This is a genomic window from Streptomyces sp. DH41, assembly GCF_029813785.1.
GTDB lineage: Bacteria > Actinomycetota > Actinomycetes > Streptomycetales > Streptomycetaceae > Streptomyces.
In genome coordinates, this window is sequence record NZ_JARVKY010000002.1 from 286,353 (window position 1) to 307,457 (window position 21,105).

A 21,105-nucleotide genomic window follows, 5' to 3' on the forward strand; every position below is an offset into this window, starting at 1 on the left:
CGCCCTCACCGCCCCGCCCGGTAGAAGTCGCGGACGGCGGCCACCACTCGCTCGGCGGCCCCCGGTTCCATGTCCGGGTGCAGCGGCAGCGCCAGCGCTTCTTGGCAGAGCCGCTCGGCGACCGGGAAGTCGCCCTCCCGGTGGCCGAGTGCGGCGAACGCGGGCTGCAGCGGGAGCGGGCGCGGATAGTAGACGGTCGTCCCGATGCCCTGGTCCGCCAGATGGGCGCGGAGCTCGTCGCGCCGCTGGGCGCGCACCACGTAGGTGTAGACGGAGCGTCCTTCGAAGCCGGCCGGCGGGGGCAGCAGCTCGGGCGCGAGCGGCCGCAGTCCCTCCTCGTAGCACTCGGCGATCTCCCGGCGCCGCTCCAGCAGCCGGTCCAGCTGGGGCAGCTTGCGCAGCAGGAAACCGGCCGTCAGCTCGTCCATCCGGCAGTTGAAGCCGAGCAGCTCGTGGTAGAAGCGCTTGCCCGGCGGCTGGCCGTGGTTGCGCAGCATGCGGGCGGTGCGGGCGAGCTCCGGATCGTCCGTGACGATCATCCCGGCGTCGCCGATGCCGCCTGCGGGCTTCGCGGGGAAGAAGGAGTACACCCCGGCGTGCCCGTGCCGGCCGGCGGGACGGCCGTCGACCTCGGCGCCGAGGGCGACCGCGCTGTCCTCGACCAGGTGCAGCCCCCGCCGGGCGGCGAGCGCGGCGAGGTCCGCCATGCGCGGGGAGGAGGAGAAGAGGTACGCCGGCAGCAGGGCCCGGGTGCGCTCGGTGACGGCGGCCTCGGCCGCGGCCGGGTCGAGCAGCCCCGTCTCGTACTCCACGTCGGCGAAGACCGGCCGGGCGCCGCGCAGGGCGACGGTGGAGGCGGTGGAGACGAAGGAGAACGCCGGGGTGACGACCTCGTCGCCGGGGCCGACGCCGAGCGCGGAGAGGATCACGGTCAGCGCGCCGGTGCCGTTGGCGACGGCGATGGCGTGGGCCGCGCCGGTGCGCCGGGCGACCTCCGCCTCCAGGCGCTCGACCCGGGACTTGAGGATGAACTCGTCGCTCTCGGCGACCTCGCGGAAGACCTCCACGACGTCGTCGGTCCAGTCGGCGAAGCGGGCGGGCCCGTCGTAGTACGGGATGGCGGTGGTCACGATGCGACTCCGTGGAAGGCGTGGACCAGTCTGGCGACGCGCTCGGCCTGCCGGTCGGTGAGGTCGGGATAGAGCGGGAGCGCCACGGCGCGGCGTGCGGCGGCCTCGGCGACCGGCACCGGGTGCCGGGAGCCGGGCAGCGGGGCGAGCAGCGGCTGCTCGGTCAGCGGACGCGGGTAGTAGGTCTCGGTGCCGACCCCGTGCGCGTCCAGGTACGCGACCAGCTCGTCGCGGCAGTCGCACTCGATCAGGTAGACGTAGTAGACCTGGTTGCCGGGCGTCTTGGCCGGTGCGAGCCACGGTGTGGCGACCGCGGGGGCCAGCGGGGCCAGCAGCCGGTCGTACAGGGCGGCCAGCTCGGCGCGGCGCTCGATCTCCTCACTCAGCCGCTCCAGGCGGTGCAGCAGGAACGCCGACTGCAGTTCGTCGCACCGGCTGTTGTAGCCGATCTCGTGGTGCAGGTAGTCGCCGTCCGTGTCCTGGCCGTGCTGGCGCAGCCTGCGGGCACTCGCGGCGATCCGGTCGTCGTCGGTGAGCAGCATGCCGGCGTCGCCGAGCGAGCCGAGGGTCTTGGTGGGGAAGAAGGAGAGCACCCCGCCGCTGCCCCACAGACCCGCGTGCACCCCGCCCGCCCGCATGTCGATGCCTTCGGCGCTGTCCTCCAGCAGCAGCAGTCCGTGCCGGTCGGCCAGGTCCTTCAGCACCTCCATGTCGGCCATCTGCGAGAAGAGATGCACCGGCATGATCGCCTTGGTGCGCTCGGTGATCGCCTCCTCGGCGCGCCTCGGGTCCATCGCGTACGAGCCGGGCAGGACGTCCACCAGGACCGGCTCGGCGCCCACGTGCAGGACCGAGGACGCGGTGGCGAAGAAGGTGTACGCCGGGACGATCACCTCGTCGCCGGGCCCGACACCGGCCGCGCGGAGCAGGATGACCAGCGCGTCGGTGCCGTTGGCCACGGCCACCGCGTGCCGTGCGCCGGTGCGCCGCGCGATCGCCTGCTCCAGCTCGGCGGTGACCGGGCCGGAGGTGAAGCGGCCGGAGGCGGCGACCTGGCGGATCCGGGCCTCCAGCGCCGGCCGGTCGCGGCGGGCGGAGGCGGCGCCGCTGAAGAAGGGGACGGTCTCGTTCATCGGGTGGCCGCCGAACGCGATGGTCTCGTTCATCGGGTGGCCGCCTTCAGGGACGAGACGAGGTCGGTGGTGGCCCGGCGGCGGCCGGCCGCGTCGCGGGCCGCGCCGATCGCCTGCAGCAGCGCGCTGCCCACGATCACGCCGTCCGTCTTGCCGTGCAGTGCCGCCACGTGCTCCGGGCGGGAGATGCCGAACCCGACGGCCATCGGGGTGTCGCCCGCGCCCCGGACCCGCTCCAGGTAGGAGTCGATGCCCGAGGCCAGCTCCGAGCGGACGCCCGTCACACCGTTCGCGGCGAGGACGTACACGAAGCCGCGGGAGGCGGCGGCCGCCGCCGCGACGCGCTCGGCCGAGCTGCCGGGCGCGGTGAAGAACGCCTGGCCCAGACCGGTGGCCTCGGCGTGGGCCAGCCACTCGGCGCCCTCGCCGACCGGCAGGTCGGGGACCACGAACCCGTCGGCGCCGGCCGAGCGGGCGTCGTCGTAGAGCTGGGTGAGCCCGTAGCGCAGGAAGGGGTTGCAGTACCCCATCAGCATGATCGGCACCTCGATCCCGCCGGCGCGCGCCTCGGCGACCAGGTCGAGGGTGGCGGCCGTGGTGGTGCCGGTGTCCAGCGCGGCCTGCCCGGCGGCCTGGATGACCGGCCCGTCACCCAGCGGGTCGGAGAACGGCACACCCAGCTCGATCACGTCGGCACCCGCGTCCTGGGCGGCGCGCATCAGGCCGACGGTCTCGCCGAGCGAGGGGTAGCCGGAGGTGAGGTAGGCGACCAGGGTGGTCTCCTGCTTGGCGCGGTTGTCGCCGAAGGTCTGCTCGAGCCGTTTCATCGCGGGTTCTCCTCACGCTGCTCCAGGGCGGCCAGGGCGGACGTGAGGTCCTTGTCGCCGCGGCCGGAGAGATTGACCAGGACGGTGCTGCCGGGCTCGCATTCGCGGGCCACCTTCAGGGCGCCGGCCACCGCGTGCGCGGACTCCAGGGCCGGGACGATGCCCTCGTGCGCGCTGAGCGCGACGAAGGCGTCCAGCGCCTCGTCGTCGGAGGCGGAGATGTACTCGACGGTGCCGGAGTCCTTGTAGTACGAGTGCTCGGGGCCCACGCCCGCGTAGTCGAGGCCGGGGGCGATGGAGTGGGTGAGCTGGATCTGGCCGTCGTCGTCCTGCAGCAGGTAGGTGCGGGTGCCCTGCAGCACGCCCGGGTCGCCGTAGAGCAGCGGGGCCGCGTGGCCGCCCTGCCCGCCCTTGCCCTCGCCGGCCGCCTGTACGCCGACCAGGCGCACCGGGTCGTCGAGGAAGGCGCTGAACATGCCGGCCGCGTTGGAGCCTCCGCCGACACAGGCCACCACCACGTCGGGCAGCCGGCCGTTCTCGGACAGGAACTGGGCCCGGGCCTCCTGGCCGATCACCGACTGGAAGGAGCGCACGATGGTGGGGAAGGGATGCGGGCCGACGACCGAGCCGAGCAGGTAGTGAGTGGTGTCGGGGTGGGCGATCCACTCGCGGATCGCGGCGTTGATGGCGTCCTTCAGGGTCGCGGTGCCCAGGTCCACCAGTTCGACCCTGGCCCCGAGCAGCTTCATCCGCTGCACGTTGGGGGCCTGCCGTTCGGCGTCGACCCGGCCCATGTAGACGGTGGCGTCCAGGCCCAGGTAGGCGCAGGCCGCGGCCACGGCGACGCCGTGCTGTCCGGCGCCGGTCTCGGCGATGATGCGCTTCTTTCCCAGGCGCCGGGCGAGCAGCGCCTGCCCGATCGAGTTGTTGATCTTGTGGGCGCCGGTGTGGGTGAGGTCCTCGCGCTTGAGCCAGAGCTTGACGCCGTTCTCGGTGGCGCCCAGCCGGTGCAGTTCGGTGATCGGTGTGGGCCGCCCGACGAACATCTTGAGCAGCCGGTCGAGCTCCGCGGTGAACTCGGGGTCCGCCAGCGCGCGGTGGTACTCCAGCTCCAGTTCCTCGAGCGGACCCACCAGGGTCTCGGCGACGAACTGTCCGCCGTACTCGCCGAATCGGCCGTTCACGAGGCCACCTCCAGAATCGGGACCCCGGTGTACTGCCGCAGTCGGGCGGCGGGGTCGGGGCTGCTGAGCAGGGACTCGCCGATCAGCGCGGCGTCGAAGCCGTGCGCGGCGATGCGTTCGATGTCGGGGCGGCCGGCCAGGCCGCTCTCGCTGACGGTGAGCACGCCGCGCGGGATGTCGCGGCGCAGCCGGGCCGAGTTGTCCAGGTCGACCGCGAAGGTCCGCAGGTCCCGGTTGTTGATGCCGACGACGCGGGCTCCGGCGTCGAGCGCCCGGTCCACCTCGTCCTCGGTGAAGGTCTCCACCAGCGCGTCAAGCCCCAGGCCGTGCGCGGTGGCCACCAGGTCGGCCAGCAGCGCGTCGTCCACGGCCCGGACGATCACCAGCACCGCGTCGGCGCCGCTGGCGTGGGCGAGCGTCACCTGGCGGGTGTCGACCAGGAAGTCCTTGAAGAGGACCGGTACGGTCACCGCCGGGTGCTCCGCGACGGAGCGGACCAGCTCGGGCGAGCCGCCGAAGTACGGCGCGTCACCCAGCACCGAGACGGCCGAGGCACCCGCCTCGACGTACCGGACGGCGGTGGGAACGGCCCGCGAGAGGTCGAGCAGCCGGCCCTTGGACGGGGACATCGGCTTGATCTCGGCGATCACCGAGACGTCGCGGCCACCGAGCGCCGCCGCGAACCGGCCGGGTACGGCGGGAACCGACCGGCCACGCGCGGCGGCGTCGGCTGCCGCGGGGCCGCTCCACGCGGCGCGTTTCGCGGCGACGATGTCATCGAGGTGCATGGCCATGACGGCCCTCCTTGGGGGTGTGGGCGCGGACTGGGTCTCGGACGAGGTCGCGGAATCGGTCCCGGTCCCGGACTCGAACTCGGTCTCGGACCTGGTCCTCCCGGTCTCGGGCAAGGCGGTCGGCCAGCTCGGCCGGTGCTCCCTCACGGACCGCCTGACGGGCCAGGACGAGGGCGGCCGGGAGGTCCGGGGCGGCCCCGGCCAGCGACAGGACGGCCGCCGCGTTCAGCAGCACCATGTCGAGCAGCGGCGCTGCCGCCGTACCCGCGAGGACCTCGCGGGCGAGGACGGCGTTGCGCGCCGGGCCGCCACCCGCCAGCTCCGCCGGGCCCGCCGGACGCAGTGGGAGCTGAGCGGGGTCGACGACGGACTCGGTGAGGTTCCCGCCGTCCACCTGGAGCACCCGCGCGGGGCCCGCGGTGGTCAGCTCGTCCATGCCGCCGAAGCCGTGGACGACCCAGGTCCGCCGGTGGCCGAGGAGACCGGCCGCCTCGGCCAGGACCTCCTGGTCCCGCCGGGTCGCGGTGCCGATCAGGCGGCCGGTGAGCGGCACCGGGTTGGCGAGCGGGCCGGAGAGGTTGAACAGGGAGCGGAAGCCCAGCCGCCGCCGGACGGGCGCCAGCCGGCGCAACGCCGGATGGAGCGCGGGGGTGAAGAGGAACGCGAACCGGTGCTCGGCCAGCAGGGCCGGGATGCGCTCCCCGGCGTCGAGTTCGACGCCGAGTGCCTCCAGCAGATCGGCGCTGCCGCACCGCGACGTCGCGGCCCGGTTGCCGGCCTTGGCGACGGTCGCCCCGGCGGCGGCCGCGACGAGCCCGGCGAGCGTGGAGATGTTGACCGAGCCGCTGCCGTCACCGCCGGTGCCGACCACATCGACCGCGGGTCCCGCCCAGGCGACCGGCCGGGCCACCGCGAGCACCGCCCGCACAGCGGCCGCCACGAGTTCCGGGCCGGCTCCGGTGACCGCCACAGCGGTCAGGAAGGCCGCGGCGTCCACCGCCTCCGTGGTCTCCCGCAGCAGCTCGGCCACCGCGTCCCCTGCCGCTTCGGGTGTCACCGTCCGGCCCGCGACCACGTCGCGGGTGACCGCCGGCAGTGCCCGGTCGGCGAGCAGGGCCGCGGCCATCAGAGCACCGCCACATTGCTGGCCGCCGCGAGCTTGTTGTGGGTGTCGAGGACGACCGGCGGGATGCCCCACATGAGGTCCTGCTCCAGCCCCGGCACCGGGGTGACGAGCACCGCCGCGTCCTGCCGCGCCAGCTCCGGAGCCAGCCAGGGGGCCGCGGTGACCGGCTGGCCGTCCACCACGAGGTCCACGACCAGCGGGTCGTGGTACGAGACGACGGCTCCGGCCTCGCGCAGATGGCGGATCACGTCCAGCGCGGGAGCGTTGCGCAGATCGGCCACGCCGCTCTTGTAGCTGACGCCGACGACCAGCACCCGGGCGCCGCGGAGCGGGGAGCCGCGCTCGCCGACCAGCTCCGCGAGGCGTTCGACGACCTGTCGCGGCCGCCGTTCCACCCGCTCGTGCGCGGCGGCCACCAGCTCCATCGGGGTGCCGGCCTCGGCCGCGGCCTCGCGCAGAAAGTGCGGGTCGACCGGTATGCACTCGCCGCCCACGCCCGGCCCCGGATAGTGCGCGAGGAAACCGTAGGGCTTGGTGGAGGCGGCGTCGATCACCTCGCGGACCGGTATCCCCAGCTGTCGGCAGAGGTCCGAGAGCTCCAGCGTGAGACTGATGTTGACCAGTCGGAAGGTGTTCTCGAAGACCTTGGACAGCTCGGCGACCTCCGGCGTGCCCACCGGCACCACCGTCTCGCAGACCAGCCCGAAGAGGGCCGCCGCCCGCCGGGTGCACTCCTCGGTGAGACCACCCACCACCTTCGGGGTGTTGGCCAGGTGCCAGCCGTTGGTGTTGGCGGGGTCGACCCGCTCCGGGGCCATCGCCATGTGGAAGTCGGTGCCCTGCCGCAGGCCGCTGGCGCGGGCCAGCCGCTCGGCCGCGGCGGCCGTGGTGCCCGGCGGCACCGTGGACTGCAGGACCACCAGCGTCCCGCGGCGCAGCAGCGGTGCCACCGAGTCCACGGCGCGGTCCACGTAGTCCAGGTTGGCCCGCCGGTCGCCGGTGACCGGGGTCGGTACGCAGATGATCAGCACGTCCGAGCCGGCCAGCTGCGCGGTGTCGGTGGTGGCGCTCAGCCGGTCGGCGGCCGCGGCGAGTTCGGTGTCGGAGACATCCGGCAGATAGGACTCCCCGCGGCCCACCTGGGCGACCCGCGCGGCGTCCGTGTCCAGGCCGTGGACCGGCAGCCCGGCCACGGCGAATCCGAGACCGAGAGGGAGACCGGTGTAACCGAGCCCCACGATTCCCACCCGCAGGGTCCGGCTCGCCAGCTTCTCGTCGAAGAGGGCCGCATCGCCCCGGAGTTGAGACGCGGGAGTGAGTACGCCCGTCATCGAATTCATTGGGTTCTCCCCTCGAAGTGCTATAAATAAGGGCCGTTGGCGTGATCCATTAGGCCAGTGGGCGCGAGGGGCCACCCAGACCACTGTGCGGGGGACGGAGCAGACCAGATGGCCTGGCATCTGTCGGTCCAAGTGGACCGGGACTCGGCGGTACCACTCACCGCGCAGTTGCAGAACGCCATCAAGAGCCGGGTCGAGGACCGGGTGCTGCACCCCGGCGCACGGCTCCCGTCGAGCCGTCAACTCGCCCAGGACCTGGGGCTTTCACGCAGTGTCGTGGTCGAGGCGTACGAGCAGTTGATAGCCGAGGGCTATCTGGACGCGGTCCGCGGATCGGGGACGCACGTCACCCGGAAGCTGCCCGAGCAGACCGCTGCGTCACCCCTGCTGGACGCCCGGCCGGCCTCCGGACCGCGCTGGGACCTGCGGGTCGGCATCGCGAACCTGTCGAGTTTCCCCCGTCAGGAATGGCTCAACTCCTATACGAAGGTCCTGCAGAACGTCAGCCGGGAGGGCATGGACTACCCTCCGGTCGCCGGCATCGCCGAACTGCGCAACGAACTCGCCGGGTATCTGGGCCGGGTGCGCTCGGTGCGCGCCGAGCCCGCACAGGTGATGATCACGGCCGGCTTCGCACAAGGGCTGGCACTGCTCTCCGACTCCTTGCAGCGGCTCGGCCTGCGGGAACTCGCCATCGAGGATCCGGGCCACAGCGGCCAGCGCCGGTTCATCCTGGACACCGGGATCACCCCGCTGCCGGTACCGGTCGACGAGGAGGGCCTGGACGTCGCGGCCCTGGCCCGCACCGGCGCCCGCGCCGTCCTGGTCACCCCCGCCCACCAGTTCCCGACCGGGGTCATGCTCTCGCCCGAGCGCCGGCGGCAACTCCTCGCCTGGGCCCGGGAGCGGGACGGATGGATCATCGAGGACGACTACGACGGCGAGTTCTGGTTCGACCACGGGGTCAGGCCCACCGCGCTTCAGGAGGGCGACCCCGAGCGAGTGGTGTACGCCGGGACCACCAGCAAGGTTTTGGTGCCCGGCCTCAGGCTCGGCTGGCTGGCGATACCGCCGAAGCTGTACCCGCTGATGGAGCGGGTCCGCTCCCGTCAGGACCAGGGCTCCGACACTCTCACCCAGCTGGCCTTCGCCGAGATGATGCGCAGCGGCCTGCTCGACCGTCATCTGCGCCGGGTCCGCTCGCGTTACCGCTCCCGCCGCGACGCCCTCGCCGCCGCCGTGCGCGAATCACTGCCCGACGCCCGGATCTGCGGCTGCGCCGCCGGTCTGCACAGCTACGCGCTGCTGCCGCCGGGCACCGACGAGGCCGCCGTCGTACACGGGGCGCTGCGCCGCTCGGTGCTGGTCCGCGGCGGCCAGCAGTTCCGCTTCCGCGGCCCGCCCGGCCCGCCGGCCCTGCTCCTGGGATACGGCTCCCTCCCGCTGACCGGCATCAACGACGCGATGGCGGCGATCGGCGAGGCGTACGAGGAGGCGCGGCAGGGCTGAGGAGGCGCGGCAGGGGCGAGGGGACGGCGGGGCTGAGGGGGACGGCAGGGCTAGGGGGACGGCAGGGCTGAGGGCGGGCCGTCGCCGGCGGCGGCGGCGGTGGGTGCCCGCGGCGGAACGCCGGGCACCCGGCCACCGCGACGGCGGCACCGCCGAGGGCGTCATCGCATGGAGCGCCCCCGGGGAGCCGCGATCAGCTTCTGCGCCAGCGCCTTGTTCACCGCGTCGATCCGCGACACCGCGTCCAACTTGTCGAAGATGTTCCGCAGATGCCGCTTGACGGTGCCCTCGGTGATCCCGAGCCGGACCGCGATCTGCCGGTTGCTCATGGCCTCCGCGACGCACGTCAGCACCTCCCGCTCGCGCGGCGACACCGGACCGGCCTCCTGCTCGTTCGCCTGGGTCTGCCCGGCCGTGTAGCCGGACCGCGGCACCAGGATGGTGATCTGGTCGTCCTCCCTGGCCGCGTTGCGGACCGCGGTCAGCAGAGCACCGCGCGAGACGCTCTTGTGCAGATAGCCCCGGGCGCCCAGCTGGAGCAGTTCGTGGACGAGGGGCTGGTCGTCGTACATGGTGAGGATGATGATCCGCAGGCTGGGGAAGCGCTCCAGCAGCCGGCGCACCGCAGCCCGGGGGTGGTGGTCCGGCATTTCCACGTCGAGCAGCAGCACATGCGGCTGGTGTCGCTCCACCAGCTCCGCGAGCCCGCGTCCGCTGCTCGCCTCCGCCACGACCTGCAAGTCGTGCTCGGCGTTCAGCAGTTCGGTGAGGGCGGTGCGCAGCAGCGTGTGGTCGTCCGCCGCGAGGATGCGGATGAGTTCAGGACGCGGGCTCAACGGAATCACCTGGCAAGTCCATCAGAGGGACGGTGACAGTGACCCGGGTGCCGCCGCCCTTGGGGTCGCTGGTGAGCAGGATGCTGCCGCCGAGCAGTTCGACCCGCTCGGTGACGGAGGCGATCCCGTTGGCCGTGCCCGTGACGGCGACCGCCGAGACGTCGAAGCCGCGGCCGTCGTCCTCGATCAGCGCGTGCAGCCGGTAGGGCGCGATGTCCACCGCCGCCAGCACGTGCTCGGCGTCGGCGTGGGCGAGCGCGTTGCGCAGGCACTCGCGGACGACGAGGAAGACCTCGTCGAGGACGTGCTGAGTGGCCCACTCCTCGCTGCCGTTGACCTGGATCCGTACCTGGGAGGGGGTGATCTCCATCGACTCCAGGAAGGCGGCGAACGCCGACTCCAGCGTGCCCTCGCGGTCGGCGCGGCGCAGCTGGGTGACGAGGTCGCGGATGATGCCGAGCGACTCGGTGAGGGTCTCCTTGACGGCGCCGATCCGGGCGGAGACCTCGTGCGGTCCGGCGTCCATGGTCATCTCGTGCAGCTCGAGCTGGCGCAGGGCGAGGCTGACGTGGTTGCCCAGGTGGTCGTGGATCTCCCGGGCGAGCTGCCGGTACGAGGCGGCGTTGACCTCGCGCACCGTGTTGAGCAGGTAGATGTCGTGTCCCAGCGCACCGGCTTCCAGCCGTTTCCCGATGCCCTGTTGCAGGGTGCGGATCGCGGCCTTGAAGCAGTCGAGTTCGTCGGGCGAGGACATCATCGCGCCGGCGATCGCGTCGAAGACGAGGTCGAAGAGGATGATTCCGGCACGGATCGAGTGCACGGCGTCGATGCCCTTGGTGACCCGTTCCGTTCCCAGGGTCTGCACCTGCTGGATCAGCGTGCCGCGAACCTCGGCCCGGCAGTGACGCAGGCTCTCGGCGCAGTCCCGGATGACCCGCTCGGCCTGCAGCGCGCAGCTGTGCCAGGTGGCGTCGTCGGCGACCAGCGGGCTTTTTATCTCCTCCAGTCGAAGCCGATATTCGTCCAATAATGTGCTTGACAAGGCGAGAAGTGTCTCCGCCGTCGAACTCTCCTTGCCGACTGCCGCGGAGTCCGATTGCACCAACGGAGCCCCCTCCCCCTGATCCGACGCTGCGATCATTACCGCGCGATTATGGGTTGTCAACGCACGCACCCATCCACCCCAAGTCCTGAGCCCGCCCCATTTAAGTCCACAGGAATGACCTCAGTATCGCATCCGGCGTATGCGTGGCAACGGATCCTACGTACCCGTCGGGGCAGTCCACCTCGTGCACGTACCAGTCGGCCCGGTCCCCGGCCCGCCGCGCCCGCCGCGGCCCGCCGGCCCGCGGTTCACCGACCGAGACCGGGACACGCAGCCCGGTGCCCGCCGCCTTTCCCACCGCCTCGAGGGCGGTCCAGGTGCGGAACCCGGCGACCCGGTCCGCCGCACCGACCTGTGGCAGCCGGCTCCAGTCGAACGAGGTACGGAGCCGCTCGACGTCCACTCCCACCGTGCCGGGCGACCGGACCACCCCCACCAGGGCGGCCGCTCCGGAGTGGGACAGGCTGAACTCCAGCTCCGGCCAGGCCCCGGGGACCAGCACGGGCCGTCCGCCGCCGCAGTTGCCGCAACTCTCCGGCTCAGGACAGCGGCGGACGAAACGCGGCCGGTCGGGAGGGACGCCGAGGTAGCCGGCGAGCACCATGCGCAGCGCCACGTGCGCGCGGCGGTAGCGCCGCCGGCCGGCGGGATGGCGGATCCGCGCCGCACGGGCGCGTTCGGTGGAGGCGAGGACCGAGTCCGCGTCGTCGAGCGGGACCCGGTCCAGGGGGACGGACCAGACATGGATGTCCCCGAAGTCGATATCGGAGGCATACGGGGGCGACAGGGTGCGCATGAAGGCTTCCCGGGGTCGGAACGGACCAGGGCTGCCAACGGCCCTTGTCGGGAAGCGGAGTGCCGGAAAGGACGGCGCCCGCCTGGCTCACCAGCAAAGCGCGGGCGGGTCAGGGGGGCGCGGTCCACTTCGGCGATGAGGGGACGTACCAGGTGGAAGGTGGTCTCGTGAACCCGGGCGGGAGTGGCCCGGTGCGTCGGACCGGAGTGGTTCAGCCTGGTCCCCGTGGTGAATGCGAGCGGACCCGGAGCGTCCGATTCGCGAAATCCGGAGTACGGTATTCACCGGGGACCGGCGGGCCGGACAAAACGACGGGGATGACGACGATGATCCCCATGCATCCAACCGGCCAGTAGGGTATTTCACTTTAGAGGTACGAGTTACCCCATTGCGGAGCAGTCAGGCGGGTCCCAGCTCCCTAGGCTCCTCGCCATGCCCTTCGTGACCGCGCAGACACTGCCCGCGAGTGCACCGTCTACTCCGGTATCCGGGATTCCGCGAACTCTCCGCCTGTGCCTCAAAGAATCCCGCCCCGCCGTATTGGCGGCCTTCCAACTCCGCTTTCTCGCCGGAGTCGCACTGGTCCCGGCATCCACAACCGTCCTCGGCGTAAGACCGGCCCTCCAGGCGACCCTCTGTTTCGTCGCCTGGTTCTGTGCCGTCTTCTACACCTATCTCTACAACGGATACATGGACTACCGCGAGGACCGGGTCAACGAATCGACCCGTCCTATAGCGAGTCTCAAGCTGCCCCGGAGCACCGCGCTGACAGTCGCCCGCTGCGCCGCCCTCGCCGCGCTGATCTGCGCCGCCGGCGCCGGACTCGGAGCACTCCTGCTCTGCACGGCGCTGCTGCTCCTCGGGTACGGCTACTCCTCGCCGCGCACCGCCTGGAAGAACCGGACGCCCGCCGTCATGGGCGTGGTGTTCGTGTCCGGGCTGCTCACCTACAGCGCCGGCCCCGTCGCCCTCGGCTCGTCGCCGGCATCTCCCGCACTGCTGCTGACCGCCTTCGCCATGTCGCTGTGGATGGCGCTGGTCGGAGCGGTCGCGAAGGACTTCTCCGACATCGAGGGCGACATCGCCTCCGGCCGCCGCACCTGGGCCATCACGCTGGGAGAACGGCGCGCCCGCCTGCTGGTCGCGGTGGGCGCCTGCGCGGTCGGCGGCGGCTACACCGCCGGGGCGGCGGCCTGGGCGCCGGAGCTGCTGCCGGTCGCGTCCGTGGTCCTGGCGGGGGCGGTGGTCCTGGCCACCGTCACCCTGACCGGGCAGGGCGCCACCCGGCGCAGCCGCCGCCGGCTGCCGTACCGCTGCTTCATGGGCACGCAGCACTGCGCACATCTGGCCCTGCTCGGACAGGCCGTGATCTGACCGGCCGCGCTCGGCGGCGCCGGCCGCCGTGGTGCCGCCCCACCGAGGCCTGACCGGCCCGGCCGCCCGGAAGAGAGTGCCGCCGCACGCGGGGGAGGTCGTGCGGCGGCGGTCCGGGAGGGGGCGGGGGCCGGGGCCGGCCTGGCTCAGATCTGCCGCAGCGCCCCTGTCAACTGCTCGCAGACCGCGGTCAGAATATGACCGAGTGACGGAAACTCACCGAGGCCTTCCCCCTCTTCGGGAATGACGTCCCCGGCACCCTCCACATCCGCGGAGCAGGTGCGGTCGTCCTGCTGCTGAGTCATGGGTGACAACCCTTCGCTCGATCCGACCTGCGTCACCCCGGAAACTAATCCCGCGAAAAGCGCGCGACAAGGGGGAATCGCCCAAGGGAACACCGAAGAAGCACAGCCCCTTTCCAAAGACGTATTCACGCACCACTCAAGTGCAACTGGTATGCCGCCCACCCCCGCCGAAGTGCTTTCATTCCCAGAGAAACGAGCGAATCGCAGACAAGCGGGCCGGGCGGCGGAACCCGACAGGGGGACGACCACCCGTACGGCGCGGATACGGACGCGGTTCCCCCCTGGGGCAGCGCCTGGCGGTCCGCCGCAGGGAGGAGACGGAACGACGATGACAACCCCCCGACTGGCGCTGATGTTTCCCGGCCAGGGCTCCCAGTGGCCGGGCATGGGCCTGCCCTGGACCCGCTGCCCCGGCTGGTCCGTGGTGGCGGAGGTCTCCGAGGCCGCGGGCCGGGACGTCGAGGCCCTCCTCCTGGACGCGGACACGGCGACGCTGCGGCGTACCGACAACGCGCAGCTGACCACCTTCACCCTGGCCGTGGTGGCGCTGACGGAGCTGCGCCACCAGCACCCGCTGGCGACGTTCCCCGGCGCCTGCGCCGGACACAGCCTGGGCGAGTACTCCGCGCTGGTCGCCGCCGGGATCCTGGACCCGCAGGACGCGGTGCGCCTCATCATGGTGCGCGGGTCGGCGATGCGGGCGGCCTGCGAGCGGGCCGAGGGCACAATGGCCGCGGTACTCGGCCTGGACGCGGCGCGGGTGCAGCAGGTGGTGGACGCCGGCCACGCGGGCGGCGGACAGGTGTGGGTGGCCAACCACAACTCACCGCGGCAGACCGTGGTCGCCGGCCGCACGGCGGACCTGGAACGCTGCGTCCAGGAACTGAAGTCGGCCGGGGCGGCGAAGGTGGTCCGGCTCTCGGTCGACGGCGCCTTCCACACACCGCTGATGGCCGAGGCGGTCGAACCGTTCGCCGCCGCGCTGTCCACGGCCCGCTTCATGCCGGGCCACACCGCGGTCGTCGCCAACGTGGACGCCCGCGCCTACCGCGGCGGCCCCCACTGGGCGGAACTGCTGCGCCGCCAGCTCGCGGCACCGGTCCGCTGGTCGGACACGCTCCACACGCTCACCTCGGAGCTGGCCTGCGACCGCCTGATGGAGATCGGCCCCGGCAAGACCCTCACCGCCCTGGCCAAGTCCACCGTCCCGCGCACCCCCCGCGACACCTTCTCCGACCCCCAGGCGACCGTGGCACCGACGGGCTGACCCGGCACGCGACGCGGGGGTCCGGACCGGTCGGCCGGGATTCGGCGGCCGTTCGGGATTCGGCGGTCGGCCGGGACGCGGCGGCCGGTCGGCCGGTATCCGATCCGTGAGTGGCGAAGTTCTACCCCCCAACGACCCACTATGGGTAATCTTTTGCGTACCAGGGGGACACGCGGGGACAACTCGGAAGGTTTTTCAACGCCGGCACACCGGCCGGATCCGCGACTCCGCGGTCCGTCCCGGCCTTCCTCCGTCCCTGAAAGGGTGGCTGGTGATCGAGCTCACTGATCCTCGGTTGACGACGTACGACATAGTCCTGGACGCCGATGACCCCTCGCGAGGACCCGGACGGGAACCCTCGGACGAGCCCGAGGCCCTCGCCGGGCGCCTCCGGCTCGGCGGACCGCACTCCGTGCGGCTGACCCCCGAAGAACTCGCCGGGGACCCGGTCCAGTCGGCCGAACAGCCCGACCGCGGCAAACGGCGGGCACCCTCGGTCAAGCTGTACTACGCGGACGTCGAGCAGCTCTGCGAACAGGTCGCGGGGTACCTGCGCGCAGCGGCCGAACTGTGTGTGGGCGAGGACGGTTCCGACCATTCCTTCCGCATGCACGCGCTGGCGCAGCGCGTCGAGTCGGGGCTGCCGACCTGGCTCGCGCGCGTCTCGAAGATGCGGATCCCCTCGCTGCACCGCGAACGCCTCGCCAAGCTGGCCGGCGGACAGGAGCTGAGTCACCTGTCCGACCTCGTGAACGCCGACGTCATCAAGGCGGTGCTCGACGAGGAGGAGCGCGAGGTCGTCCGGAAGACCATCGAGAGCCGGATGGAGGACGAGCGCAAACAGCTCGAACGGGTCGGCGGTGAGGTGGCCGGAGAGACCATTCCAGGCACCGAGGGCGAGACGTTCGCGGAACTCTCGGGCGACCTCGACAACGCCGAGACGGCCAAGGAGTACCTGGACCGGCTCTGCGAGACCGTACGGGACATGGGCCTCCACGCCACGGACACCGCGATGGAGGGCGCGTTCGCCGTGTCCGTCTGGACCGCCCCCGGCACCGGCGCCACCGTCGAGATCATGGTGCCCAAGCAGTTCGTGCTCACGGCCGAGGGAGCGAAAGCCGTGGCCGGCCGGCCCGCCCGGGCCATCGTGCGGGGCGCGGACACCGGCGCGCGACGGGTGCTGGAGGAACAGGGCACCCAGGCCCGGTTCGTGACCATGGAGTACCTGCTCCAGACGCTGGCACACCTCGTACAGGATCTCCAGCACGCCTTCTCGCCGGACCACGCGGTCGAGGAGCTGCGGAAGATCAGGGTCTCGTCGATCGGCAGAGACTGGTGACACCCGGCGGGACGTGAGGCGAACGTTCGTATCGAACGTTCTTTCGTAGCTGCTCCCACTTTCGCGGACTGTTGCGGACAGCACAACGGCCTGACCCGCGTTCTCGCAGGTCAGGCCGCCTGCGGTGATGCGGCTGACGGTGAAGCGAACCCCACCACGACCGCTCTGACCCGCGGTTACGCGGGCACCTCCCAGCACCTGTAGGCGCGGCGTGTCCGGCGTACGTGACGGCGGCGGTCCGGCATCAGCTCGCCATGGACGGCCTCGCCGAGATCGTGGCCGCCCACGAAGCTGAGCACGAGCCGCTGAGCGAGGCCGAAGTCCAGGCCGCGCAGAGCGAACTGTTCTGTGACGCACCGGCGCCCTACGCGTCGAACGACGGCGCCGCATGAAGAGCGGACAGCCTCACCGCCGTGCAGCTGCTGAGCGACACGGCTACTTCGCCAAATGGGCCGACGAGGGTGTGTTCACCCAGTTCAACGGTCTGCTCAGGCAGCTGCTGCGTGAGAAGGAAGGGCGGGACGCTGAGCCGTCGGCCTGCGTGATCGACGCCCAGAGCGTCAAAACCTCCACCAGCGTCCCCGCTACCGGCCAGGGCATCGACGCCGGAAAGGAGATCGTCGGCAGGAAGCGGAGCATCGTCACCGACACGCTCGGTCTCCTGGTCGCGGTGCTGGTCACCGCGGCGAGCGTGCAGGACTCCATCGCCGGCACACGCCTCCTGGACCGGGTCGCCGCCGACCATCCCGGGATCCGAAAAGTCTGGGTCGACGGCGGCTACCGACAGCACCTCGTCGAGCACGCGGCCGCCCTGCGCATCGACATGGAAATCACCGGCCGCAAGCCCGGGAGCAGGGGTTCCACACCGATTCCGAAGCGGTGGGCGGTCGAACGTACCTACGGATGGCTCATGCTGCACCGCCGCCTGGCCCGCGACTACGAAACCTTGTCCACCCGCTCCGAAGCCATAATCCACATCGCCATGACCGACCTCATGGCCCGCCGCCTCACCGGCGAGAACACCATCGCCTGGCGCGACCCGACACCACAGACCAACCACCAGATTCCGGGATGAAACAACGGGAGAAAACGACCTCTCAGCGCCGAAACTGCCCACGCCGCCGAAACCCAGCGGCGACGACCTCGAGCCTTCCCCTGTCACTGGAGCCCCTGCGGACCCCGCTCCTACTGAGCCGGACCAAGGGAAATCACACCGCCACGAGCCGGACCCGCTCGCCGCACAGCTTGGCCATGTCGTCAAAATCGGAAGTCAGCATGACCAAGGGCCGGTGCTGTCGCAGCGCGGCCTCGGCGACGGCCGCATCGATCGCGTACTTGTGCCCGTGCAACCCGGCATTCATCAGCAGCTTCGAGGCCGCCCTTGCCTCTTCGTCACCGACCGGGACGACCCGCAGCCCGGAAAGCACCCAGTTCAGGCGTGACTTGTTCGTACGGGCATGGACGGCCTCGATGATGGTGAGCGCACTGATCACGACCTCCATGCCGCGCGAGCGCGCCTCAGCGATCAGAGCCATTACCTGCTCGTCATCGGCGAGCAGCTTCGAGAGCCCTTCGCTGTCCAGGACGAGCGTCCCCTCGTGACTCAGCCTGCGGCGGGCCACTCGGCCTCCTCGGCGAACACCTCGTCGAAGACCTGCCGCGCCCGCTGACGAGCCGGCTCGGAGACCGGCCCCTTGCGGCTCTCGTAGTCCGCCAGGTACTCGTCCAGGACCTGCCCGCGCAGCTCACGCTCGACCGCCTCGGCGATGAACGCGGAGAACTCCCTCTTCCCCACCCGCGCCCGGATCGCCTCCGCGGTCCCCTCCGGCAGCGACAGGCTCACCCGCGTCGCCGGGCCTTCCCCGATGCCGTACGTCGTCTCAGCCATGCCCTCGATTGTGTCAAACGAGTAGGAAAAGCGCCACGCCCGCACTGCCTTCACACTCGACCAGCGCCCCGCTCGCACAAATCCCAGCACGGGCATCCCGATCCCATCTCAGCACCATCCCAGGTCGCTTACGGGTGTCCTGCGGACAACCACGGTTGTGTACACATGACACACTTGGTACCGTTGAAGTATGACTCAGCCGCTACCCATAGAGTCCATCCGCGACGTACGCTCCCACCTGGCAGAAGTCGTCGAGCGGGCCGACCGCGACGACGTGCCCACGGTCATCACCCGTCGTGGCAAGCAGGTCGCCGCAGTGGTCTCGATCGAGGTGCTGCGCAAGTACCAGGAGTGGGAAGAGCGCGAGATCAACCGCATCATCGACGAGCGCATGGCGAGCCCGGCCGCCGGCGTCCCGATCGAGGACGTGATGAGGGAGACGCTGGCCCGCAGTGAGTGACTATCGCACCGTGTTCCGGCCCGAGGCCCAGGCCGAGCTGCGCAAGATCCCGCGCGACATGGCGCTTCGTATCCTGGCCAAACTGACACAGCTTGAAAGCGACCCCTTCGGCTTCAACACCACCGCCCTCGTATCCCAGCCTGAGCGCCGCCGCCTACGGGTCGGCGACCACCGTGTCGTCTACACGATCGACAACGGGGAGCTGGTGGTGTGGGTCGTACACGTCGGACACCGCTCCACGGTCTACGACACGTAGCTGCTCCCGCTTCTGCGGACTGTTGCGGACAGCAGAAGGGCCTGACCTGCGGCGGAGCCCCGCGCAGGGCACTGACCTGGGGCTTCCTGGTTGGCGTGCGTTGGCTCCCGACGGCCGTTCACGGGTGTCCTGCGGACTGGCTGCGGACCGGAGGACACCCTCACTCGGCCGACATGAGCCTCTCGTCCGTCATACCCAGACGTGCCTGTTCCTCCTCGACGATCCGACGTGCCAGCTCGGTGTCCGACACGTCGACCGCGTCCGGGGTGGCTTCTGCCACGGCGCTGCGGCGGGCATAGGCATCGAACAGGCGCGTCTTGGCTTCCAGCATCTTCACCATGCGTTCGTCCACGCCTCCGGTGGCAAGGAGACGGTGCACGCAAACCGGCCTGACCTGGCCCATACGGTGAGCCCGGGCCACCGCCTGATGTTCGATGGTCGGCTTGATCTGGGGTTCGCAGATGACGACTACGGAGGCAGCCTGCATGTTGAGGCCGACGCCCGCTGCCTGGATCTGCCCCAGGAGCACCGCCGGACCCTGGACACCGGCGAAGTCGTCGACGATCTCTTGGCGACGCTGGGCCGGGACGCCGCCGGTCAGCGGACCGAACACCGGAGTGGCCCTGGCGGTTGTGGCCGCGAGGGCATCGTTCACCACGCCCAGTACGTCCTTGAAGTTGGAGAAGACCACCGTCTTCTGCCCGTTCTCGCCAGCCTCCTGAACGATCTCCCGGAGCCGGTCCAACTTGGCCGACTTCTCGGGGCGCATGTACGCGGCCCTGCGCATGGCCATGAAGTTGCCCGCGCGCACGGCTTCGCGGTACGCCTCCTCGTCCGAAGCGCTCAGCTCCTCCCACTCGTCGGTCTGCTGAAGGCTCGGGAGTTCCGTCAGCACGTCCTCCTGGTTGCGCCGCAGGTAGACCGGGGCCACCGCCTTGCGGAAGGCGACCGATCCGGCCAACGCGTCCCGTTCACCGAGGGAGTCCGCGACGTTGCCGTCGAGCATCTGGACCAGGCTGCGGAACTCCACGACCCGGTTCTCCATCGGGGTTCCGGTCATGAAGAGGCTGCGCTCACAACGCTCCGTCCACAGGGCGACCGACTGAGACCGCTTGGTCTTCGGGTTCTTCACGGAGTGCGCTTCGTCGACTACCAGCAGCCCGACCTCCCCGCCGCCCGGTGCCGGAAAGCCGCGCAGCGCGTCGAACGTGGTCACCCCAACTCCGCCCCGCCCTTTCCAGTCGGCAAACGCGTAGTGCCGGTCGGGACCATGGAGCACCATGACGCGCAGGGCGCTGCGGGCCTCGATCTCCCGTGTCCAGTTCACGAGGACGCTCGCCGGGCAGACGACCATGAAGTGACTCTGCCCCTCGGCGGCCAGGTGCGCGAGGACGGCGATCGCCTGGATGGTCTTCCCGAGGCCCATCTCGTCGCCGAGTATCACCTTGCGCTGCGCAAGCGCGAACCGTGCGCCGAACGACTGGTAACCACGCAGGGAGACCCGCCGGTGCGTGTCGTCGAGGTGCTGGGTCCGTACCCGCTCCGCGATCTCATCCGGCAGAAAGCCCTCTGCGGCAGCCGCGTCCGGCAGCCGCCCGGAAATCTCGGCGAGCAGGCTGTAGTACTCGGCGGATCGGAGTTCGAAGTCCACCCAGGCCACGACGTCGGACGAGAGCCCCCGGAGCAGGTCCACCGACGCCTGGGCGAGCAGCTCTGGCAGGCCGGCCTGCTCCGCCCCGTCCACCAGCGACCGGGTCTCGGCGACCGCCGCCCACGCGCGAGCCTTCTTCTCCCGGCCGGCCAGCAGCATCCGGACCCTTCCGGCGGCGGGCCTAGCGTCGGCCAGCAGCGGACCGAGCCGTTCCGCCAGGACGGTGGCCTTGTCGACCGCACGCTGGGCGTCCGGGCCGGCCTCCACCAGGACATGCAGGGCCATGACGAGCGCAGTAGTGCTCGGTTCCGGCCGGTCCACGTCGATGTGGACGGCCACGGTCTCGTGCACGGCCTCGGAGAGCCGGCGGGCGGCGGCGAGCATCTGGTCGACGGTGCGCTGCCCTACACCGGGAATCTGCCGCAGCCGGTAGGGGCCCGCTTCGAGAACACTGCCCACGGTGCGCAGTCCGCCCCTCTCGACGCTCCCCAGCCGCAGCCGTCCTTCGGTGACGTCCTGCAGCCGGGCGACGGGAATGGCGTCGAGCTCCCGCTTCACCGCCGCATCATGGATCGGCTCCAGTGCCGCCCGTACCGCCTCCACTGCCCGTCCATGGTCACCGACCACTGCCTGCGCCGCCTCGTACAGTCGCGTTCCCCTCACGACTGTGTCCCGCTCGCCACGCCCCACGCTTCCCGCCCCTCTCTGGCCCTCCCCGCATCTTTCCACCGCCCACACGGGGCCTCGACGGGCATTCGCAGCTCCCTGCTGATCAACCGAACCTC

General features: G+C 71.3%; 21 protein-coding genes and 1 pseudogene. 8 read left to right on the plus strand and 14 right to left on the minus strand.

What is annotated here, in order from left to right:
* Window positions 1-5 precede the first annotated feature (5 nt).
* From QC283_RS04465 to QC283_RS04495, 7 genes are read right to left on the minus strand one after another with little or no spacing between them, the layout of a single operon-like run.
* Complete coding sequence (locus QC283_RS04465; RefSeq protein ID WP_279560009.1) at window positions 6-1,130, minus strand: DegT/DnrJ/EryC1/StrS family aminotransferase; 1,125 nt, start codon at window positions 1,128-1,130, stop codon at window positions 6-8.
* Complete coding sequence (locus QC283_RS04470) at window positions 1,127-2,296, minus strand: DegT/DnrJ/EryC1/StrS family aminotransferase (protein WP_279560010.1); 1,170 nt, start codon at window positions 2,294-2,296, stop codon at window positions 1,127-1,129. Before QC283_RS04470 ends, QC283_RS04465 begins: the two co-directional genes overlap by 4 nt.
* Window positions 2,293-3,090 carry a tryptophan synthase subunit alpha gene (trpA, locus tag QC283_RS04475; protein WP_279560011.1) on the minus strand — a complete coding sequence of 266 codons (798 nt, stop codon included), beginning with the start codon at window positions 3,088-3,090 and terminating at the stop codon, window positions 2,293-2,295. Before trpA ends, QC283_RS04470 begins: the two co-directional genes overlap by 4 nt.
* Complete coding sequence (gene trpB / locus QC283_RS04480) at window positions 3,087-4,274, minus strand: tryptophan synthase subunit beta (protein ID WP_279560012.1); 1,188 nt, start codon at window positions 4,272-4,274, stop codon at window positions 3,087-3,089. The genes trpA and trpB overlap by 4 nt, the downstream gene beginning before the upstream one ends.
* A complete protein-coding gene (locus tag QC283_RS04485) occupies window positions 4,271-5,068 on the minus strand; it encodes an indole-3-glycerol phosphate synthase TrpC (protein WP_279560013.1) in 798 nt (265 codons plus the stop codon). Before QC283_RS04485 ends, trpB begins: the two co-directional genes overlap by 4 nt.
* Entirely contained in the window at window positions 5,049-6,194 is a 1,146-nt protein-coding gene (gene trpD, locus QC283_RS04490; protein WP_279560014.1) for an anthranilate phosphoribosyltransferase, read from the minus strand. Before trpD ends, QC283_RS04485 begins: the two co-directional genes overlap by 20 nt.
* Window positions 6,194-7,534, minus strand: a complete 1,341-nt coding sequence (locus QC283_RS04495) for a nucleotide sugar dehydrogenase (RefSeq protein ID WP_279560015.1) — start codon at window positions 7,532-7,534, stop codon at window positions 6,194-6,196. Before QC283_RS04495 ends, trpD begins: the two co-directional genes overlap by 1 nt.
* Before the next feature lie 108 nt (window positions 7,535-7,642).
* Here QC283_RS04495 and pdxR point away from each other — a divergent pair, with 108 nt between their 5' ends.
* Complete coding sequence (gene pdxR / locus QC283_RS04500) at window positions 7,643-9,043, plus strand: MocR-like pyridoxine biosynthesis transcription factor PdxR (RefSeq protein WP_279560016.1); 1,401 nt, start codon at window positions 7,643-7,645, stop codon at window positions 9,041-9,043.
* 161 nt (window positions 9,044-9,204) lie between these two features.
* On the opposite strand, the gene QC283_RS04505 is transcribed toward pdxR, so the two are convergent.
* The 3 genes from QC283_RS04505 to QC283_RS04515 all read right to left on the minus strand — a co-directional run bounded on the left by QC283_RS04505 (window position 9,205) and on the right by QC283_RS04515 (window position 11,780).
* Complete coding sequence (locus tag QC283_RS04505; RefSeq protein WP_279560017.1) at window positions 9,205-9,879, minus strand: response regulator transcription factor; 675 nt, start codon at window positions 9,877-9,879, stop codon at window positions 9,205-9,207.
* Window positions 9,863-10,921, minus strand: a complete 1,059-nt coding sequence (locus QC283_RS04510; RefSeq protein ID WP_279560018.1) for a sensor histidine kinase — start codon at window positions 10,919-10,921, stop codon at window positions 9,863-9,865. Before QC283_RS04510 ends, QC283_RS04505 begins: the two co-directional genes overlap by 17 nt.
* Window positions 10,922-11,084: 163 nt before the next feature.
* Complete coding sequence (locus QC283_RS04515) at window positions 11,085-11,780, minus strand: 4'-phosphopantetheinyl transferase family protein (protein WP_279560019.1); 696 nt, start codon at window positions 11,778-11,780, stop codon at window positions 11,085-11,087.
* A gap of 432 nt (window positions 11,781-12,212) precedes the next feature.
* Here QC283_RS04515 and QC283_RS04520 point away from each other — a divergent pair, with 432 nt between their 5' ends.
* Window positions 12,213-13,154: a UbiA family prenyltransferase gene (locus tag QC283_RS04520; protein WP_279560020.1), complete on the plus strand. Its 942-nt coding sequence runs from the start codon at window positions 12,213-12,215 to the stop codon at window positions 13,152-13,154.
* A gap of 146 nt (window positions 13,155-13,300) precedes the next feature.
* Here QC283_RS04520 and QC283_RS04525 read toward each other — a convergent pair whose 3' ends face one another.
* Window positions 13,301-13,459 carry a hypothetical protein gene (locus QC283_RS04525; RefSeq protein ID WP_279560021.1) on the minus strand — a complete coding sequence of 53 codons (159 nt, stop codon included), beginning with the start codon at window positions 13,457-13,459 and terminating at the stop codon, window positions 13,301-13,303.
* A gap of 328 nt (window positions 13,460-13,787) precedes the next feature.
* Here QC283_RS04525 and QC283_RS04530 point away from each other — a divergent pair, with 328 nt between their 5' ends.
* The 4 genes and pseudogenes from QC283_RS04530 to QC283_RS04545 form a co-directional block, all read left to right on the plus strand.
* Window positions 13,788-14,726, plus strand: a complete 939-nt coding sequence (locus QC283_RS04530; RefSeq protein WP_279560022.1) for an ACP S-malonyltransferase — start codon at window positions 13,788-13,790, stop codon at window positions 14,724-14,726.
* A gap of 271 nt (window positions 14,727-14,997) precedes the next feature.
* Window positions 14,998-16,065 carry a hypothetical protein gene (locus QC283_RS04535; protein ID WP_279560023.1) on the plus strand — a complete coding sequence of 356 codons (1,068 nt, stop codon included), beginning with the start codon at window positions 14,998-15,000 and terminating at the stop codon, window positions 16,063-16,065.
* Window positions 16,066-16,319: 254 nt separating this feature from the next.
* Window positions 16,320-16,457 carry a hypothetical protein gene (locus QC283_RS04540; RefSeq protein WP_443032534.1) on the plus strand — a complete coding sequence of 46 codons (138 nt, stop codon included), beginning with the start codon at window positions 16,320-16,322 and terminating at the stop codon, window positions 16,455-16,457.
* 38 nt (window positions 16,458-16,495) lie between these two features.
* Window positions 16,496-17,140: pseudogene (locus QC283_RS04545) on the plus strand (IS5 family transposase); the annotation flags it as partial.
* Between the two features lie 133 nt (window positions 17,141-17,273).
* Here the strand turns inward: QC283_RS04545 and QC283_RS04550 are convergent.
* Window positions 17,274-17,687 carry a PIN domain-containing protein gene (locus QC283_RS04550; RefSeq protein WP_279560025.1) on the minus strand — a complete coding sequence of 138 codons (414 nt, stop codon included), beginning with the start codon at window positions 17,685-17,687 and terminating at the stop codon, window positions 17,274-17,276.
* Window positions 17,669-17,953: a hypothetical protein gene (locus tag QC283_RS04555; protein WP_279560026.1), complete on the minus strand. Its 285-nt coding sequence runs from the start codon at window positions 17,951-17,953 to the stop codon at window positions 17,669-17,671. The genes QC283_RS04550 and QC283_RS04555 overlap by 19 nt, the downstream gene beginning before the upstream one ends.
* 190 nt (window positions 17,954-18,143) lie before the next feature.
* On the opposite strand from QC283_RS04555, the gene QC283_RS04560 reads away from it, so the two are divergent.
* The gene (locus tag QC283_RS04560) at window positions 18,144-18,413 is read left to right on the plus strand and encodes a type II toxin-antitoxin system Phd/YefM family antitoxin (RefSeq protein ID WP_279560027.1); all 270 of its coding nucleotides are present in this window, start codon (window positions 18,144-18,146) and stop codon (window positions 18,411-18,413) included.
* Complete coding sequence (locus QC283_RS04565) at window positions 18,406-18,669, plus strand: type II toxin-antitoxin system RelE family toxin (protein WP_279560028.1); 264 nt, start codon at window positions 18,406-18,408, stop codon at window positions 18,667-18,669. The genes QC283_RS04560 and QC283_RS04565 overlap by 8 nt, the downstream gene beginning before the upstream one ends.
* A gap of 160 nt (window positions 18,670-18,829) precedes the next feature.
* Here the strand turns inward: QC283_RS04565 and QC283_RS04570 are convergent, their stop codons facing one another.
* The gene (locus QC283_RS04570) at window positions 18,830-20,983 is read right to left on the minus strand and encodes a DEAD/DEAH box helicase (protein WP_279560029.1); all 2,154 of its coding nucleotides are present in this window, start codon (window positions 20,981-20,983) and stop codon (window positions 18,830-18,832) included.
* Window positions 20,984-21,105 lie beyond the last annotated feature (122 nt).

Bases quoted from the DNA above. Each gene is read 5' to 3' on its own strand.
- QC283_RS04470 (WP_279560010.1), bottom strand. From the start codon at position 2,296: ATGAACGAGACCATCGCGTTCGGCGGCCACCCGATGAACGAGACCGTC.
- trpA (WP_279560011.1), bottom strand. From the start codon at position 3,090: ATGAAACGGCTCGAGCAGACCTTCGGCGACAACCGCGCCAAGCAGGAG.
- QC283_RS04485 (WP_279560013.1), bottom strand. From the start codon at position 5,068: ATGGCCATGCACCTCGATGACATCGTCGCCGCGAAACGCGCCGCGTGG.
- trpD (WP_279560014.1), bottom strand. From the start codon at position 6,194: ATGGCCGCGGCCCTGCTCGCCGACCGGGCACTGCCGGCGGTCACCCGC.
- QC283_RS04495 (WP_279560015.1), bottom strand. From the start codon at position 7,534: ATGAATTCGATGACGGGCGTACTCACTCCCGCGTCTCAACTCCGGGGC.
- pdxR (WP_279560016.1), top strand. From the start codon at position 7,643: ATGGCCTGGCATCTGTCGGTCCAAGTGGACCGGGACTCGGCGGTACCA.
- QC283_RS04515 (WP_279560019.1), bottom strand. From the start codon at position 11,780: ATGCGCACCCTGTCGCCCCCGTATGCCTCCGATATCGACTTCGGGGAC.
- QC283_RS04520 (WP_279560020.1), top strand. From the start codon at position 12,213: ATGCCCTTCGTGACCGCGCAGACACTGCCCGCGAGTGCACCGTCTACT.
- QC283_RS04525 (WP_279560021.1), bottom strand. From the start codon at position 13,459: ATGACTCAGCAGCAGGACGACCGCACCTGCTCCGCGGATGTGGAGGGT.
- QC283_RS04530 (WP_279560022.1), top strand. From the start codon at position 13,788: ATGACAACCCCCCGACTGGCGCTGATGTTTCCCGGCCAGGGCTCCCAG.
- QC283_RS04540 (WP_443032534.1), top strand. From the start codon at position 16,320: ATGGACGGCCTCGCCGAGATCGTGGCCGCCCACGAAGCTGAGCACGAG.
- QC283_RS04555 (WP_279560026.1), bottom strand. From the start codon at position 17,953: ATGGCTGAGACGACGTACGGCATCGGGGAAGGCCCGGCGACGCGGGTG.
- QC283_RS04560 (WP_279560027.1), top strand. From the start codon at position 18,144: ATGACTCAGCCGCTACCCATAGAGTCCATCCGCGACGTACGCTCCCAC.